The following is a 17663-nucleotide window of genomic DNA, read 5'->3' on the forward strand; positions in this document are numbered from 1 at the left end:
AGTAGGCTAAATCGCTAATTATTTTGTTGTGCTTTTAACCACGCAATTTCTTGTGGCCAAATATCGGGGTTTACGGTTTCTAAAATCAAAGGGATACCATCGAAGCGGTTATCTTGCATAATGTAAGTAAATGGTGCAAAACCAATATTCCCTTCACCTAAACTATGGTGGCGGTCGACACGGCTGGCAAATTCACTTTTCGCATCATTAAGGTGCATTCCTTTTAGAAATTCAAATCCGACAATTTCTGCAAACTGGTCAAATGTTTTATCACAATCTTCGGCAGTGCGTAGGTCATAACCTGCGGCAAAAGCATGACAAGTATCGATACACACACCTACACGGCTTTTATCTTTTACCCCATCAATAATTTTTGCGAGATGTGTAAAGTCAAAACCTAAGTTAGTACCTTGCCCTGCCGTATTTTCAATGACAGCAGTCACTCCCTCGGTTTCAGCAAGCGCGATATTAATAGATTCAGCAATCCGCGCTAAACAGTCGTCAATTTCAATTTTGTTTAAATGACTACCTGGGTGGAAATTAAGTAAATCAATACCTAATTGCTCACAGCGCTGCATTTCATCGATAAAAGCGACCCGAGATTTTTCTAGAGCTTCAAATTCAGGATGACCTAAATTGATTAAATAGCTGTCATGGGGCAGGATCTGGTGTTTACCGTATCCATATTTTTTGCAGTTATCTTTAAATTTTTTAATCACTTCTTCGCTCAGTGGCGCAGCTTTCCACTGACGCTGATTTTTTGTGAACAATGCAAAAGCGGTTGCGTTGATTTCATGTGCACGAATAACGGCTTGGTCAACGCCACCAGAGGCGCTGACATGTGCTCCAATATATTTCATTTTTGACTCCTTTTTATTGGAGTATGCCATTAATAAGTGAATAAATGAAATCAACAAAAAAGCCACCAGTTAAGGTGGCTAAAAACGAGGAAAATGTAGATTAAAAAATGTTTTGAATCAGTAAGTTAATTAATAGCCCGCCAACTATCAACCAAACAAACAGTATCAACGCCATTAGCAATGGTTTAATGCCCGCTTGGCGAATAGCGCTAACATGGGTAGTCAACCCTAAAGCAACCATTGCCATAGCAAGTAAAATGGTATCCAAAGCAATAACTTGCTGTACTAATGCCTGAGGCAGTAAATTGAGTGAGTTAAAACCTGCGACAACAATAAAAAATACAGCAAACCAAGGAATAGTAATTTTACTTTTTTGGGTCTTTGTTGTTTGGTTAGCGGCCGTTTTACGGCTTAAAAACGCAGATAAAATAATTAAAAATGGCGCAAGCATCATGACACGGATCATTTTGGCAATAACAGAGGCATTTTCTGCATCTGTACCAATTGTATGGCCTGCTGCAACAACCTGTGCAACTTCATGTACTGTTGAACCAATGTAAATTCCAAAGGTTTCTTCTGTTGCCGGAAACCAACCAAAGTGTGCGTTTAATTGGTAAATCCAAGGGTAAACAAAAATACAAATCGTACCAAAAATAACAACGGTTGAAACGGCAACAGCGACTTTACTCGCAGAAGCTTTAACGACAGGCTCAGTTGCCATGACCGCGGCTGCACCACAGATACTACTACCTGCGCCAATTAATAATGTTGTTTCTTCATCAAGACCGAACACTTTTTTACCTAGCCAATACGCTAATAAAAATGTCGATGTTAATGTTAAAGCATCAATAATTACACCAGTAGCGCCTACGTCAGTGATCTGTTGAAAAGTAAGGCGAAAGCCATACAAAATAATCCCGGCACGTAAAAAATAGTGTTTGGCAAATTTAATGCCAGCATCACAAGATTGACTGGCTACGGGGTAAAAAGTATTCCCGACAATAATTCCTAATAATATTGCGAGAGTTAATGCACCTAAACCAATATCCATAAACCAGGGTTGGTCACCGAGGTAAATTGCAATAGCAGTTAGAATACCCGCTAGAATAATACCTGGTATGAGTTTAAATATAGGGTTTAGGCTATTCTGCTCAAGGGTGTTGGTGTCACTTTTATTCATGATAATACTCTTTATTACCGCTTATAAGATTTAGTAATAAGGATATAACAAAAGTAATAATAATTTAAATTGATTATCTTTATATAATCTACCACCAAAATAGATTATAAGTTTCTTCTGGAATATTGCGAATAAATCGTTAATATTAACATTATTATTACAAATACTAAAAATCACGTTGGGGCTTACCTTTATGCGAATTACACTTAGGCAACTTGAGGTTTTTACGGAAGTATTAAAAAGTGGCTCCACGACGCAGGCATCTCAGTTATTAGCACTTTCACAATCGGCTGTCAGCGCGTCGCTAACGGATTTAGAAGGTCAATTAGGCGTTCAATTATTTGACCGTGTGGGTAAACGACTTGTTACGAATGAGCACGGAAGGCTGCTATATCCCAAAGCTTTAGCGTTATTAGAGCAAGGGTTAGAAGTCGAGCAATTATTTAAAAAAGAGATGGGCGCAGTGCGTCTTGCAGCAAGTACAACGATTGGTAATTATATTTTACCAGAAGTCTTAGCGGGTTACCGTCATGACCACCCGGATATTCCTTTAGAGCTTTTTATCAGTAACACAGAAGAAATTATTAAAGCAGTCATGGAATTTAGAGCCGATGTTGGGTTAATCGAAGGCGTTTGTCATAGCCCTGAGTTAATTTCAAAAGCATGGTTAAAAGATGAACTCGTTATTTTTGTTTCACCCCAAAATCCATTGGCGAATAAAAAAGTTTCTTTAAAAGATTTGCGTGATGCGCCTTGGATTTTGCGTGAAAGAGGTTCAGGTACGCGGGACGTGCTCGACCAATTATTATTTGCACATCTTCCTGGCTTTCATATTTTAATGGAGCTAGGGAATTCAGAAGCTATCAAACATGCAGTTCGTTATGGAATAGGTATAAGTTGTTTATCTCGTCGGGTGATCGAAGAGCAATTAGAAAATGGCTCTCTAGTTGAACTAAAAATAGATGAACTTCATTTAGAAAGAACGCTATATTTGATTTATCACCGCCAAAAGCATCTTTCGAATGCGATTACTAACCTTCTGTCTTACTGTAATTAAAAATCCTCGTCATCTTTTAACCTGTCGCGTTGTTGGCTGCAATCGACGACCCAAGTCACATACTAATGTATGCTCCTTGGATAGTCTCAATTGCCGCCTAGCGACACGCTAAAAGCTATAGAGGATTGCAGTGAATGTGTTGCACTTGTGATAGGCTATCGCGTTGTTGGCTGCACTTTTTATGTGCCTTGAACAGTCACATTTGCCGCTACTGACACGATAAAGAAAATAAGACGTCGTCCTCTTATTAAGAGGGTATACTGAATTTTTTGAGATAACGCATTTTACTTATAATTTTGTGTGAATTATGAAGGTATCTTATAACAGTGAAGAGTTGCTTAGTTCTCACAGTCTATTTTGCTAGAATCCCTGCGATATTAGCTGAATAATAAAATGCAGGGAACAAATGTCAGAACAACATACCAATACTATCTCGCAGGGCGGCCCACAAAGACTACGCCGTGAGTTAAAGGCACGCCATCTTGCGATGATTGCTATCGGTGGGTCCATCGGTACAGGTTTATTTGTTGCCTCTGGGGCAACGGTTGCACAAGCAGGCCCCGGTGGAGCACTCCTTTCTTATGCTATCATTGGCTTAATGGTCTATTTTTTGATGACCAGTTTAGGTGAGTTAGCCGCATATATGCCCGTTTCAGGTTCATTTGCAACCTATGGTGCAAAATATGTCGATGAAGGCTTTGGCTTTGCGCTTGGGTGGAACTACTGGTACAACTGGGCTGTGACCATTGCGGTTGACTTAGTTGCCGCTCAATTAGTGATGACTTACTGGTTCCCAGATACCCCCGGTTGGATTTGGAGCGCCATTTTCCTTGCCATTATTTTCTTACTGAATTTCATCTCGGTTAAAGGGTTTGGTGAGGCTGAATACTGGTTCTCATTAATAAAAGTCACCACGGTCATCATTTTTATTGTTGTCGGCGTATTAATGATTTTTGGCATCATGAGCGGTGCGGAAAATGCCGGGTGGCATAATTGGGAAATTGGTGATGCGCCTTTTGCTGGTGGTTTTTCAGCCATGATTGGTGTGGCAATGATAGTTGGGTTCTCATTCCAAGGAACTGAATTAATCGGTATTGCTGCGGGTGAATCGAAAGACCCCGCTAAAAATATTCCAAAAGCCGTGCGCAAAGTATTTTGGCGTATCTTGTTATTCTATATCTTTGCAATCTTAATTATTAGTTTGATCATTCCTTACACTGATCCAAACTTACTGCGTAATGATGTCAAAGATATTAGTGTAAGCCCATTCACTTTAGTATTTGAAAATGCAGGCTTATTATCTGCGGCAGCAGTAATGAATGCGGTTATTTTAACAGCGGTATTATCGGCAGGTAACTCCGGTATGTACGCATCAACGCGTATGTTGTATACCTTAGCCCGTGAAGGTAAGGCTCCACGTATTTTCGCCCGTTTATCTAAAGGTGGCGTACCTCGTTATGCATTGTTAGCAACGACGGTTGTTGCAGGGTTATGTTTCCTAAGTTCCATGTTTGGCAACCAAACGGTGTACTTGTGGTTGTTAAATACATCGGGGATGACAGGGTTTATTGCTTGGTTAGGTATTGCCATTAGCCATTATCGTTTCCGTAGGGGCTATATTGCACAAGGGAGAGATCTTAATGACTTACCTTATCGTTCAGGCTTTTTCCCAATCGGTCCTATTTTTGCCTTTATTTTGTGCTTAACAATCACGTTGGGTCAAAACTACCAAGCTTTTTTAGAAGATAAAATTGATTGGGTAGGGGTTACCGCAACTTATATTGGAATTCCGTTATTTTTAGCAATTTGGTTTGGTTATAAGATAGCGAAGAAAACGACGTTTATCCGTTATAAAGACATGAGCTTTCCAAGTTACCGCGAAAATTTAGATAAATAGTTTTTTTAAATATCTATCATCAATAACAGCACTCTTAATAGGGTGCTGTTTTTTTATATATAGCGCAATAAACCTGCATTTTGGCGGTAAAATAGGCTGAATGTTTAGGTTTACGATGATGGTCACAGAATTCTATTGATGAAAGCCATGATTAAACTAATAATCGTATTGATAAGTATTCTTATTTGCTTTATTGTTACCGCATAAAAAAAAGTAAGTCAATGAGGTTAAGAGTGGAGCTTAATACTATGTCGTCGGTAGCCAAGAAGTCTGTAGCTAGGTCGGTAGTAAAAGGAATAAGTTTAGCGTTATTAGCAAGTGCCAGTATGAGCGCTTGGGCTGTAACAGTGACTGATATTGCAGGTCGTACCGTTGAGGTTCCTGATAATGTTAATCGCATTTTATTAGGCGAAGGGCGCCTATTTAGTGCAATAGCTCTGCTAGAAGGTGATAAACCCATTGAGCGAATTGTAGGTTGGCAAGGTGACCTTCGAAAACTAGACCCGCAAACATATGCTGTTTATAAAGCGAAATTTCCTGAAATTGATAACATTCCATTAATTGGTAATACCAGTGCAGATAGCGTCAGTTCAGAAAAAGTATTAACTCTAAATCCAGATATTGCGATTTTTGGTTTGTCAGGCCATGGGCCGGGTAAAAATAGTGAATTAGTTAGCCAGCTCGAAAAAGCTGGTGTACCTGTCGTATTTGTGGATTTCCGTGATAAACCACTGGAAAACACTTTACCAAGCATGCGTTTACTTGGTAAAGCATTGAACCGCGAACAGGCGGCAAATAAATATGTCGATTTTTATGAAAGAAACCAAAAATTAGTCACTGATATTACTTCGAAAATACCAGAAGATAAAAAACCAAGTGTTTTTATTGAATTACGCGCTGGTGCTTTTGAAGATTGCTGTGGTACCGCTGGTGATGGAAATATGGGGAACTTTATTGATTTAGCTGGTGGTAAAAATATCGCTAAAGACGTTTTGCCGGGCGCGCTTGGTACGATGAACTTAGAGAAAATCATTGCTGCAGACCCAAATATTTACATTGCATCTGGTGCAAAAGCGCCAGGTAGTAAAGATGCAGGCGTTCAATTAGGCGCACAAAGCACATTAGCTGATGCACAAGAAAGCCTGAAAAAAATTACTGAACGTAAAGGGATTAGCTCGTTATCAGCCGTAAAAGATAAGCAAGATTATGCTATCTGGCACAATTACTATAACTCTCCATACAATGTGATTGCGACGCAAGTTTTCGCCAAATGGTTCTACCCAGAACAATTTGCCGATCTAGAACCGCAAAAAACACTAGAAGAATTGCATCGAGAGTTTCTCGCCATCGAACCAACCGGTGTATATTGGGTCAGCGAAAAGTAATGAAAACGGGTAAGAGTTGATGAGTATTACGAGCGAGCCAATGATTACGGCTGAAAAAGCGGCTATTCAGGCTGACAATAATGTAAAACAGCATTATCAAACTATGTTACGCCGTCGATTGACATGGATAGTTGTTATCATCGCGGCAATTTTATTATCACTGGTTATAGATTTTACCTTGGGGCCTTCAGGGTTATCTCTTGAGCGCTTATGGCAAACGTTGATGACCCCAGAGTCGGTTGATGCAGGAACGCGTGTCATTGTCTGGGACATTCGCTTGCCTTACGCATTGATGGCCGTGGTGATTGGCATGTCATTAGGGCTTGCGGGTGCTGAGATGCAGACAATCCTCAATAACCCGTTAGCGAGCCCATTTACATTAGGGGTATCTAATGCAGCAGCATTCGGTGCCGCATTAGCGATTGTTTCTGGTATTGCAATTCCAGGCGTGCCTGATCAATGGGTGATATCAGCCAATGCCTTTATTTTTGCCCTGTTAGCCGCACTGATGTTAGACGCAGTCACTCGTTGGACGCGTGTAGCAACTTCAGGTGTCGTACTGTTTGGTATTGCGCTTGTGTTCACCTTTAATGCATTGGTTTCCATGATGCAATTCATCGCAACAGAAGATACCTTGCAGGGTTTAGTCTTTTGGACGATGGGCAGTTTATCAAAAGCGACTTGGGTGAAACTTGGGGTGATGGCATTAGTTTTCGCACTTATTTTCCCAATTGCCATGATGAGTTCATGGAAGCTAACGGCTTTAAGATTGGGTGAGGATAGGGCGATCAGTTTCGGTATTGATGTGCGCCGTTTAAGGTTAACAACGTTATTACGCATTAGTATTTTATCGGCGCTAGCAGTGGCATTTGTCGGTCCTATTGCCTTTATTGGTTTAGTTGCGCCACATATAGCAAGGTTGATTTTTGGTGAAGATCACCGTTTTTATCTGCCTGCAAGTGCATTAATTGGGGCGTTAATTTTATCCATGGCCTCAATAGCGTCGAAGAATATTATTCCGGGTGTGATTATCCCTGTTGGGATCGTGACCTCGTTGGTTGGTGTACCGTTCTTCCTAAGTATTATTTTGCGTCATAGAGGGAACGTATCATGAGTGGCCTGATTATTAACCAATTTAATGCAGGTTACCCTAAACGTCCCGTAATTGAGAACCTATCGACGGATATCTTGCCTCGCGGCAAGATCACGGTATTACTTGGGCCAAATGGTAGTGGCAAATCCACATTATTGCGTTCGTTGGCGGGGTTAAATAAGGCAACAGGGCAGTTATTACTGGATGGTCAAGACTTAACCCAACAGAGTTTTGCCCAGCGAGCACAAAATGTGGTGTATTTACCGCAAACATTACCTGCTGGTGTGCACCTGTATGTTTTAGAGTCAGTGATTGTTGCTCAACGTGCTTCAGGCGGTTTGAGCAATGAGAATAGTAAAGACGAAGTAATGGGGTTATTACGTCAATTAGGTATTGAGCATTTGGCGTTAAGTTATTTAGACCAACTCTCAGGTGGTCAAAAACAATTAGTGGGTTTGGCACAATCTTTAATTCGTCAACCCAACTTATTGTTATTAGATGAACCGTTAAGTGCGCTGGATTTAAATTACCAATATCATGTGATGGATTTAGTCGCAAAAGAGACGAAACGTCGAAATATAATCACGGTTGTGGTGGTTCATGATATTAATATTGCGCTCAAACATGCGGAGCATGTATTAATGTTGAAACAAGGTAATTTAATTGCTCAAGGCGAACCCGCTGAGGTTATTACCCCCGAAAGCCTTGCTGAGGTTTATGGCGTGCGGGGTCGTATTGAACGTTGTTCGCAAGGTGTGCCACAAGTCCTAATAGATGGGCTGGTTGATAAATTAGCAAGTTAATATAGTAATAGAATAGTGTGCTTGCAGCACTTGGCAAGCACATTAAATAAAATATAGAGGGCGCAATATTAAAAAAATCAAATCTTAATTAATAGTAATTACCCACAGGAAATTTAATTGAATTATATAATGGTTTTTACCATGAATTTCCTATGGGTATTTAAATACCCCAATAATAAAAAATATTTTTTGATTCAATGAAATCAATGTGAGCAAATCAATTCATATATAAAACAAAATATCTCTTGGAGAGTTGGGAATGGTTGTTTTTAATAAAAGAAAAGTGGCAATTAGCATTATTGCGGCTATTGCTGCGGCGCCTGCATTTGCTGATGATAGTAATGATAAAATCTATGTGACAACGGCATCAGGCTACCAACAGAAAATTGAAGATGCACCTGCGTCTATTTCTGTTGTGACGCGCGAACAACTCGAAACTAAAGCTTACCGTGATGTGACTGACGCATTAAAAGATGTACCGGGTGTTTTAGTGACCGGTGGCGGCAGTAGCTCAGATATCAGCATCCGTGGTATGGATGCTAAATACACCATGATTTTAATCGATGGTAAACGTGTTGACACACGTACAACTCGCCCAAATAGTGATGGCTCTGGTATTGAACAAGGTTGGTTACCACCATTACCAGCTATTGAACGTATTGAAGTGGTACGTGGCCCAATGTCATCGCTGTATGGTTCAGATGCGATGGGAGGGGTAATTAATATTATCACTCGTCGCGTACAACAAGAGTGGACGACCAGTTTACGTGCTGATACAACATTAACAGAACGTAAAAATTCAGGTAATACAGGCCAAGGCAGTTTCTATACATCTGGGCCATTAATTGATGGGTTATTGGGTGTAAAACTACAAGGGCAATATTCTCATCGTGGTGAAGATAAAATCATTAATGGTTTTAACCGCCAAATCATGGCGAGTGGTGGAGCAACAGTATCGTTGACCCCAGATGACAAAAATACCTTCGACGCAGAATTTAAACGTGATAACCAACACCGTGATGACCGTGAAGGTTATACAAGCAAAAGAGGCGACGGTAGCGGTTTTAGCAAATATGAGTTGACTCATATGGCATTAACCCATACGGGTATTTATGATATTGCATCAACAGATACCTATGTTCAATATGATGAGACAAAAAACCCAGGCCGTAAAATGACGGCAGAAGACCTTGTTTTCCGTAATCAAAGTGTCTTTTTACTGGGTGACCATAGTTTAAGTATTGGCGGTCAATATCGTAAAGAGAAATTGAAAGACGAAGGTAATAAATTTAAACAGTATAATCAGCTTGAACGATATAGCTGGGCGTTATTCGCAGAAGATGAATGGTTAATGACCAATGACTTTGCGTTAACGGGTGGTATTCGTATGGATAAAGACGAAAACTACGGTTCACACTGGACGCCACGTTTGTATGGTGTATGGCATGCTGATGAACAATGGACAATTAAAGGTGGGGTAACTACAGGTTACAAAGCACCAAGCTTGCGTGAATCGTCTGCAAACTGGGGACAAGCAACAGGTGGTAATGCAGGTAATGCCGTTATTTATGGTAATCCTGACTTAAAACCAGAGAAAAGTGTGACCGAAGAAATTGGTGTTATCTGGAACAATCAAGATAATATTACTGCGGGGATAACTATCTATAACACTGACTTTAAAGATAAAATTACTGAAGTTAGGCGTTGTGAAGAAAATAGTAGCACAGTAAGAGCATGTACAGTAGCTCAAGATGGTGAAGGTGACAAACCTAACCAACCGTATCGTTTCATTAGCGATAAAGCGAACGTTGATAAAGCAAGAATGCGCGGTGTTGAACTAACTTTCAACTGGCGTATTGTGGATGACTTAAGTTTTGCAGCTAACTACACCTATACTGATACTGAACAGAAAAGTGGTGTAAATAAAGGTAAGCCATTAAATAAGCAGCCTAAACATATGGCTAACTCCACACTGACATGGCAAACAACTGAAGATTTAGAAACATGGACACGTATGAATTTCCGTGGAAAAACCTCTGAATACCAAGGTCGCGGACAAAAAATGTCAAGTGGTACAGCATCTTATGCTTTGTTTGATTTAGGTGCAAGTTATCAGCTTAACAAGAATGCGAACATTGTTGGTGGCGTATATAACGTATTAGATCGCCGAATCGATAATGCGACTTACGGTGCTGAATTAGAAGGCCGTCGCTACAATATCGGTATCAACTACAACTTCTAATCGAAAAAATAATTTCGATTAATCCAAACCCTTTGGCTTCTACCAAAGGGTTTTTTTGTTGATTAAAACCTGATAAAAATCATAAGAAAAAGAGGTTATAAGCAGATATGGCAAAAAGTCAGAAATAATCAAAATTTCTCATGGAAAATAGGGTGATTTGTTAACAATTTAACTTGCTATTTCGAGTTATGGCGTGCAAAATGCGCGAACTAAAAAATAACTGATGCTTAATCAAATGAAGCATCGGTTTTTTTGTTTTTAGGAACGTTCATTCTAGCGGGGCCGGACATAGAGCCGGAGAGATAATTTTAATATTTACGTGTAGCAAACATTTTTCGCTACCGATTTGAGGAATGCTTTTATGGCTTACTTTTTCGCATTCGCAGCAGGGCCAGGCGCTGGCGGCTGCCGTATCGATGACTACGGGGCTCTCGGTGGCTTCGCTCACACGCCTTTCTCCCTTTCTTCGTTTTTCTCTGCCTATAGGCAGATGCAAAGTCTTCCCAGTAACTGTCGATTAAGCCGAAGTAGTATGCAATCGAAAGTTATGGGAGGGCTTAGACGTGCAAAATAATACTCCAATTCCATTAGACATCGGTCACAATCAAACGGGTGCGAATAACCGCGTACAACTTGCAAAAACCTTAACATTGGTGCAAGTAGTGATGATCGGTATTGCGTATATCCAGCCAATGACGATATTTGATACCTTCGGAATGGTGTCAGATAAAACCGGTGGACATGTTCCAACTTCATACATTATTGCACTTGCTGCGATACTGTTTACTGCTCTGAGCTACGGTAAATTGGTGAAGCGTTTCCCATCAGCCGGTTCAGCGTACACTTATGCCCAAAAATCAATGAGCCCTCATATTGGCTTTTTGGTGGGTTGGACATCCTTGCTGTCCTATATTTTTATGCCAATGATCAACATCTTATTGGCTAAAATTTATTTACAAGATATTTTCCCTAATGTTGAACCAGCGATTTTTGTTGTGGGTCTAGTCATATTGATGACGGCAGCAAACTTACGCGGTATCAACGTAATAGCGAACTTAAGTACCGTGATTGCGATTATCCAAGTTGGTGTCATGGCTGTGTTTACTGGGCTTGTTATCCACGGTGTCACTAACGGTGAAGGTACAGGAGAAATTTGGACCTTTAACCCATTTGCTAATGAAAAAACCGAAGTGATTCCGCTGATAGCTGGGGCGACAATTCTTTGTTTTTCATTCTTAGGTTTCGACGGATTAAGCTCACTGTCAGAAGAAACGCCAAATGCAGGTAAAGTTATCCCGCGTGCTATTTTCTTAACTGCGTTAATTGGTGGGGTTATCTTTATTACCGTTTCTTTCTTCTTACAGCAATACTTCCCTGATGTATCACGCTTTAAGAATATTAATGAAACACAACCAGATATTATGCGTTTTGTTGCTGGAACATTCTTCCAGTCAATCATTCTGGTGTTCTCATGTGTTACGGTATTAGCGTCAGGTATGGCGGCTCATGCGGGTAGTGCGCGTTTGATGTATGTAATGGGGCGTGATGGGGTATTCCCAGAAAAAGTATTTGGTTATGTTAGCCCAACGTGGCGCACTCCTGCATATAACGTATTAATGGTTGGTTTCTTAGCACTAGGCGCTATCTGGTTTGAAATGGATTTTGCGACTGCATTAATTAACTTTGGTGCACTAATCGCGTTTACCTTCGTGAATATCTCGGTTATCAGCCAATTCTTTATTCGTGAACGCCGTATGACTGGGGCTAAAAATATCATTAACTATTTGATTTTGCCTGTCATAGGGACATTAACAGTCTGTGTGTTATGGCTAAATATTGAAGAAGATTCAATGGTATATGGTTTAGTCTGGACTGCGGTTGGTTTAGTTTATATGGCTATTTTAACGCGTATGTTTAAGCGTCCTATGCCGCAAATGAGCGACATCTAACTATATTCTTCATATTTCGCGCTGTAGCTGCGTTGCGTTCTCAAAACGACATGGGTCACATACTTATGTATGCTCCCCATGCTCGTTTTGCTCGGCGCCTTGCTACAACACGAACTATTTTGAATATACTCAGAATTAGAATTGATCAAATAGCGTCCTTGAGGCGCTATTTTTTTACCCGTTAAGAATTATTTAAGATAAAGCGTGTAGCCTATTAACATCATAATATTATGTGATATTGTTGTTACAACACATAATGCATAACTATGATAATTACGAATTCGATTAATAAGGCACACAAATGAATGATGCAAAGAAACCTGAGAATCAACGGTTATTACTGACGCTTAGGAATATTGTTGGCAAAAAAAATATTTTAACAGAGCCGCATAAAACAGAACGTTATCGCAAAGGCTTTCGCTCTGGTATGGGGGATGCAATCGCGGTTGTATTTCCAACAACATTGCTCGAACAATGGTATGTTTTCAAGGCGTGTGTTGAAGCGGACAAAATTGTCCTGATGCAAGCAGCGAATACAGGGTTAACCGAAGGGTCAACACCGAGCGGTTATGATTATGATCGCGATATCGTCATCATTAGTACATTGAAATTAAACCAAATTCAAGTTTTACCAGAATTTAACCAAGTGGTTGCGATGCCGGGAAGCACTTTGTACGATCTGGAAAAAATCTTAAAACCATTAGGGCGCGAACCGCACTCTTTGATTGGGTCTTCGTGTATTGGTGCTTCTGTAGTTGGGGGGATTTGTAATAGTTCTGGTGGGTCGCTAGTACGCCGAGGTCCTGCTTATACGGAGCTGGCTCTCTATGGTCGAGTCAATGATGATGGCAAAGTAGAATTGGTAAATCATCTTGGTATCGATTTAGGGGACACCCCAGAAGAAATTCTGACAAATCTGCAAAATCGCGGTTATAGCAGTGAAGACGTACAAGTTAGCGATAAATTAGCCTCTGATCACGAATATGCAGAACGCGTTCGTGATGTCGATGCCGATACACCATCACGCTTTAATGCTGATGAACGCCGTCTATTTGAAGCATCAGGGTGCGCTGGAAAATTAGCCGTATTTGCTGTTCGCTTAGATACTTTCCCTGCAGATAAAAAAACACAGGTATTTTATATCGGTTCTAATAATCCAGATGTTTTGGAAGATATCCGTCGTTATATTTTGAGTGAATTTAAAAACCTGCCAGTAGCAGGTGAATATATGCATCGCGGTTGCTTCGATATTGCAGAAGTTTATGGCAAAGATACCTTTTTAATGATTGATAAATTCGGCACTGACAAAATGCCAATGTTTTTCACCATTAAAGGGCGAATTGATGCGGTATTAAATAAAGTCCCATTCCTGCCATCAAATCTGATTGACCGTACTATGCAGGCTCTCAGTAAATTATGGCCCTCCCATTTGCCGCCTCGTATGAAAGAGTTCCGTGATCGTTACGAACACCACTTAATGTTAAAAATGGCTGGAGACGGCATTGATGAAGCTAAAGTTTGGCTAAAATCTTATTTTTCAAGCGCAGATGGCGGCTATTTTGAATGTACACCCGAGGAGGGAACAAAAGCATTTTTACATCGTTTTGCTGCTGCGGGTTCTGCGGTTCGTTATCATGCTGTCCACAACAAAGATGTGGAAGATGTTTTACCTCTTGATATCGCATTACGCCGCAATGATAGAAATTGGTTTGAAACGTTACCACCAGAAATTGAAAAGTTATTGGTGCATAAATTATACTGTGGCCACTTTATGTGCCATGTTATGCATCAGGATTATGTATTGAAAAAAGGCGTAGACCCGAAAGAGCTAAAAGAAAAAATGTTAGCTTTGTTAGATGAACGAGGCGCTCAATATCCTGCAGAGCATAACGTAGGTCATTTATATAAAGCCCCTGAACAGTTGAAATCGTTCTATAAGCAATCTGACCCAACAAATACAATGAACCCCGGTTTAGGTAAAACAACTAAACGAAAAAATTGGGAAGGGGATTGTGGTTGCGGTCATTCTCATGACCATTAAGGCACGTGTCATATAAATGAAAAAAAGCAGGTATTGGTAAGCATTTCAATATCTGCTTTTTTATGACTAAATTAGCTGGCGAGGTCTCTCGCATAATTAATCAATGCTTTTAATTGCTGGCAACGCTTTTCATCATGTTGATGCTCTACAAGTAATAGCTGTATTTGTTGCATATATTCTGTTAAACGCTCTTCATTAAAGTAGTCTCTACGGTGCTGTAACCAGCGCTGCTGCTCATCATAAGATAAGGTTGCAGGGTAATTACGTGCTTTATAGCGAAAGAAAAGTTCTTTCATGCGCTTATCTTCAAAACTTAATTCCAATGCAGGTAAGTTCTGTGGGGAAGTTTCACGAATAATATCCATCGTTGAGCGGTCAGAAGGACTGAAAAAACCATTATAAATTTGTGTATCGACATCATCTGACTCTGCAAATATTTGAGGCTCGCTAAATAACTCAATTAGTTTATTACGAATTTCAGGGTGCTTGCGTAAGGTTTCCAGATTGCGCATACATAAGTCACGGTCAACACCTGTTCGCTGTGCATCTTCTGGGCGCAGTGTCTTTTCTGGCGCTAAAATTGGGCATTTATTAATATGAACTAATTTTACAGGAACGGGAGAAGCGCCCGCCAATTCAGCTTTAGGCGTATATAATCGGGTACGTAATTGTTGAACGTCTAACTCAATTAATGGTGAGATATCGGCAGATAAATCGCACATAATAACGGCATTTTTGTTATCGGGATGCCAAGCAAGTGGAGCGACTAAACTGACATAAGAGCGCAATGCGCCAAACATACCAGAGACATGAACTAATGGTGTTATTTCTACAATATCAATAAGTTGACTTATTTTATTTTTATTTCTTAACTGATAAAAGTAATCGAACATTCGCGGTTGAGCGGCTTTCAACAGTTTTGCCATATTTATAGTCGCTAAAACGTCAGACATTGCATCATGTGCATTTTCATGAGCAACCCCATTTGCTTTGGTCAAATGTTCTAAACGCATACTCGGTAAACCATCTTCATTTTCTGGCCATTGAATACCTTCAGGGCGAAGCGCAAAACAGGCACGCAAAGTGTCGAGTAAATCCCAACGCGAATTTCCTTGTTGCCAACTATATGCATATGGGTCGTAAAAATTTCGGTAAAAAATATTACGCGTAACTTCATCATCGAAACGAATATTGTTGTAGCCCATAATACAGGTATTAGGGACACTAAAAGCCGCATGAATTCGTTTAGCAAACTCGGCTTCATTTATGCCTTGAGATAATGCGACTTGCGGGGTGATCCCAGTGATCATGACGGCTTCAGGTTGCGGTAAATAGTCATCAGCCGGAGCACAATAAAAAACTTCGGGTTCTTCAATGATATTAAAATCAAGGTCAGTGCGAACGCCTGCAAACTGCGCAGGCCTATCGAGAGCAGGGCGCTTACCAAAGGTTTCATAGTCATGAATAAAAAAGGTCGGTTGTTTTTTATTATCTTGCAACGTTTTCACCATTTTGATGATTATATAGTAGATTGATAGTGGTTAATTTATTGCTATTCACTATACCTTGTTGATTAATGATACCTTATCTACCGTAAAAGCTAAACTAAGGCTATCTGATATTGAGTGGGTGAGATTGAGAGCCGCATAACTTGGATGATTTGATGAAATCTTTTACCCAGCAGACATTCGTCATTAATTTGCGAGAGTATATCGTGATTGATATCACATATATCAATTGTTAACGTTAACATTAGTGATTAACATCACAATTAACAGGCTATTTTGTGGTTTGAAATTAATGTTAACCTTAACATTTCATCAAGATAATTTTTGATAGGTGATGAAATATGAATCGTGGCTCAAGAAAGTATTATGCCTCTTTGAGTGCATTATTGTTTTTTTTCTTTTTCACGTGGTCATCAACGTTTTCTGTCGTCGCAATCTGGCTGCGTAAATATGTTGGCTTGGATGGGGCGGATACAGGATTTATTTTCTCTTGTATTTCGATTGTGGCACTTTGCGCACAGCCACTCTATGGGTTTATGCAAGATAAATTAGGATTACGAAAAAATTTACTGTTATTTATTGCAGTTCTACTGATTTCATCTGGGCCATTTTTTATGGTTTTCGGTACGTTGCTAAGATGGAATGTGTTTTTGGGTAGTGTTATTGGTGGTTTGTTTATTGGCATGACTTTTCATGCGGGCATTGGTGTACTTGAATCTTATACAGAGCGAGTTAGCCGATTACGTAATTTTGAATATGGAAAAGCGAGGATGTGGGGCTCATTGGGTTGGGCGACTGCAACGTTTTTTGCTGGGCGTAATATTAACCTGAACCCTGATTACAATTTTATTATGGCAACCGTTTCAGGCTTATTATTTTTAGTTATTTTATTGAATTTAAAAACGGCAAACGCAGATGCCTATAATAGCCTTGAACATGGTAAACCTTCAGCCATCACTGTGAAAGATGCTTTGCAATTGTTTGTACAGCCCCATTTTTGGGCTTTGATATTGTTTGTATTAGGTACCTGTATATACAGTGTGTATGACCAGCAATTTATGGTGTATTTTGCCCATCAGTTTCAAAGTGAGCAATTAGGTAATGAGATGTACGGTTATCTAAATTCATTGCAGGTTTTCTTGGAGGCAGGAGGAATGTTTTTAGCGCCATTTATCGTCAACCGAATTGGTGCTAAAAATGGATTGCTGTTTGCGAGTTCTGTCATGGCGCTACGCATTATTGGTTCAGGCCTAGTTGATGGCGCGATTATGATATCGATAATGAAATTACTGCATGCCGTTGAGCTCCCGATTCTGTTAGTCGCGATTTTTAAATATAACAGTCTTCATTTCGATAAACGTTTGTCATCGACACTTTATTTGGTTGGCTTTAGTTGCATGAGCTCTGTCGTTGCAAGTATTTTATCGCCATTAGCGGGTTGGGGGTATGATAAAATTGGTTTTGCTGATACCTATCTGGTCATGGGGATATTTGTTATTATTACGACGATATTATCTGCATTTTGTCTCAGAGGTGATGGGGCAGGTCATCAAGAAATCAGAGAAAAAGATCAAACAAATAAATGTAATCAAGATCACTCCGAAAATTTGGTCGTTAAAGTATAAAGTGAAATCAATTTTCAGCGGAA

The 17663-nt window shown here is 39.9% G+C and carries 13 protein-coding genes; 10 read left to right on the forward strand and 3 right to left on the reverse strand.

Annotated features, from left to right (window positions below; translation table 11 throughout):
• Nucleotides 1-14: 14 nt before the first annotated feature.
• Nucleotides 15-860: a deoxyribonuclease IV gene (gene nfo, locus ACU696_RS10945; RefSeq protein ID WP_123381707.1), complete on the reverse strand. Its 846-nt coding sequence runs from the start codon at nucleotides 858-860 to the stop codon at nucleotides 15-17.
• A gap of 100 nt (nucleotides 861-960) precedes the next feature.
• Nucleotides 961-2040, reverse strand: coding sequence for a YeiH family protein (locus ACU696_RS10950; protein WP_109911584.1), 1080 nt, complete (start codon nucleotides 2038-2040; stop codon nucleotides 961-963).
• 193 nt (nucleotides 2041-2233) lie between these two features.
• On the opposite strand from ACU696_RS10950, the gene yieE reads away from it, so the two are divergent.
• The 9 genes from yieE to dld all read left to right on the forward strand — a co-directional run bounded on the left by yieE (nucleotide 2234) and on the right by dld (nucleotide 14507).
• Entirely contained in the window at nucleotides 2234-3097 is an 864-nt protein-coding gene (yieE, locus tag ACU696_RS10955) for a DNA-binding transcriptional regulator YeiE (RefSeq protein ID WP_004911888.1), read from the forward strand.
• A 406-nt stretch (nucleotides 3098-3503) separates the two neighbouring features.
• On the forward strand, nucleotides 3504-4994 hold the full coding sequence (locus ACU696_RS10960; RefSeq protein WP_109911585.1) for an amino acid permease: 1491 nt from the start codon (nucleotides 3504-3506) through the stop codon (nucleotides 4992-4994).
• 221 nt (nucleotides 4995-5215) lie between these two features.
• Nucleotides 5216-6379 carry an ABC transporter substrate-binding protein gene (locus tag ACU696_RS10965; RefSeq protein ID WP_419181515.1) on the forward strand — a complete coding sequence of 388 codons (1164 nt, stop codon included), beginning with the start codon at nucleotides 5216-5218 and terminating at the stop codon, nucleotides 6377-6379.
• A gap of 19 nt (nucleotides 6380-6398) precedes the next feature.
• The gene (locus ACU696_RS10970) at nucleotides 6399-7493 is read left to right on the forward strand and encodes a FecCD family ABC transporter permease (RefSeq protein ID WP_164528735.1); all 1095 of its coding nucleotides are present in this window, start codon (nucleotides 6399-6401) and stop codon (nucleotides 7491-7493) included.
• On the forward strand, nucleotides 7487-8275 hold the full coding sequence (locus ACU696_RS10975; RefSeq protein WP_094960415.1) for an ABC transporter ATP-binding protein: 789 nt from the start codon (nucleotides 7487-7489) through the stop codon (nucleotides 8273-8275). Before ACU696_RS10970 ends, ACU696_RS10975 begins: the two co-directional genes overlap by 7 nt.
• A gap of 259 nt (nucleotides 8276-8534) precedes the next feature.
• Complete coding sequence (locus ACU696_RS10980) at nucleotides 8535-10517, forward strand: ligand-gated channel protein (protein ID WP_109911589.1); 1983 nt, start codon at nucleotides 8535-8537, stop codon at nucleotides 10515-10517.
• Between the two features lie 361 nt (nucleotides 10518-10878).
• Complete coding sequence (locus tag ACU696_RS10985) at nucleotides 10879-11091, forward strand: hypothetical protein (protein ID WP_004253162.1); 213 nt, start codon at nucleotides 10879-10881, stop codon at nucleotides 11089-11091.
• Nucleotides 11081-12466 (forward strand): APC family permease, encoded by a 1386-nt coding sequence (locus tag ACU696_RS10990; RefSeq protein ID WP_164528736.1) that lies wholly within the window; start codon nucleotides 11081-11083, stop codon nucleotides 12464-12466. Before ACU696_RS10985 ends, ACU696_RS10990 begins: the two co-directional genes overlap by 11 nt.
• 301 nt (nucleotides 12467-12767) lie before the next feature.
• Nucleotides 12768-14507 carry a D-lactate dehydrogenase gene (gene dld / locus ACU696_RS10995; protein WP_196719445.1) on the forward strand — a complete coding sequence of 580 codons (1740 nt, stop codon included), beginning with the start codon at nucleotides 12768-12770 and terminating at the stop codon, nucleotides 14505-14507.
• A 71-nt stretch (nucleotides 14508-14578) separates the two neighbouring features.
• Here dld and sbcB read toward each other — a convergent pair whose 3' ends face one another.
• The gene (gene sbcB / locus ACU696_RS11000) at nucleotides 14579-16006 is read right to left on the reverse strand and encodes an exodeoxyribonuclease I (protein ID WP_109911592.1); all 1428 of its coding nucleotides are present in this window, start codon (nucleotides 16004-16006) and stop codon (nucleotides 14579-14581) included.
• A gap of 350 nt (nucleotides 16007-16356) precedes the next feature.
• Between sbcB and ACU696_RS11005 the strand changes: the two genes are divergently transcribed.
• Nucleotides 16357-17640 carry an MFS transporter gene (locus ACU696_RS11005; protein ID WP_004911868.1) on the forward strand — a complete coding sequence of 428 codons (1284 nt, stop codon included), beginning with the start codon at nucleotides 16357-16359 and terminating at the stop codon, nucleotides 17638-17640.
• Nucleotides 17641-17663 lie beyond the last annotated feature (23 nt).

The sequence above is a fragment of the Providencia sp. PROV_01 genome (assembly GCF_053098325.1).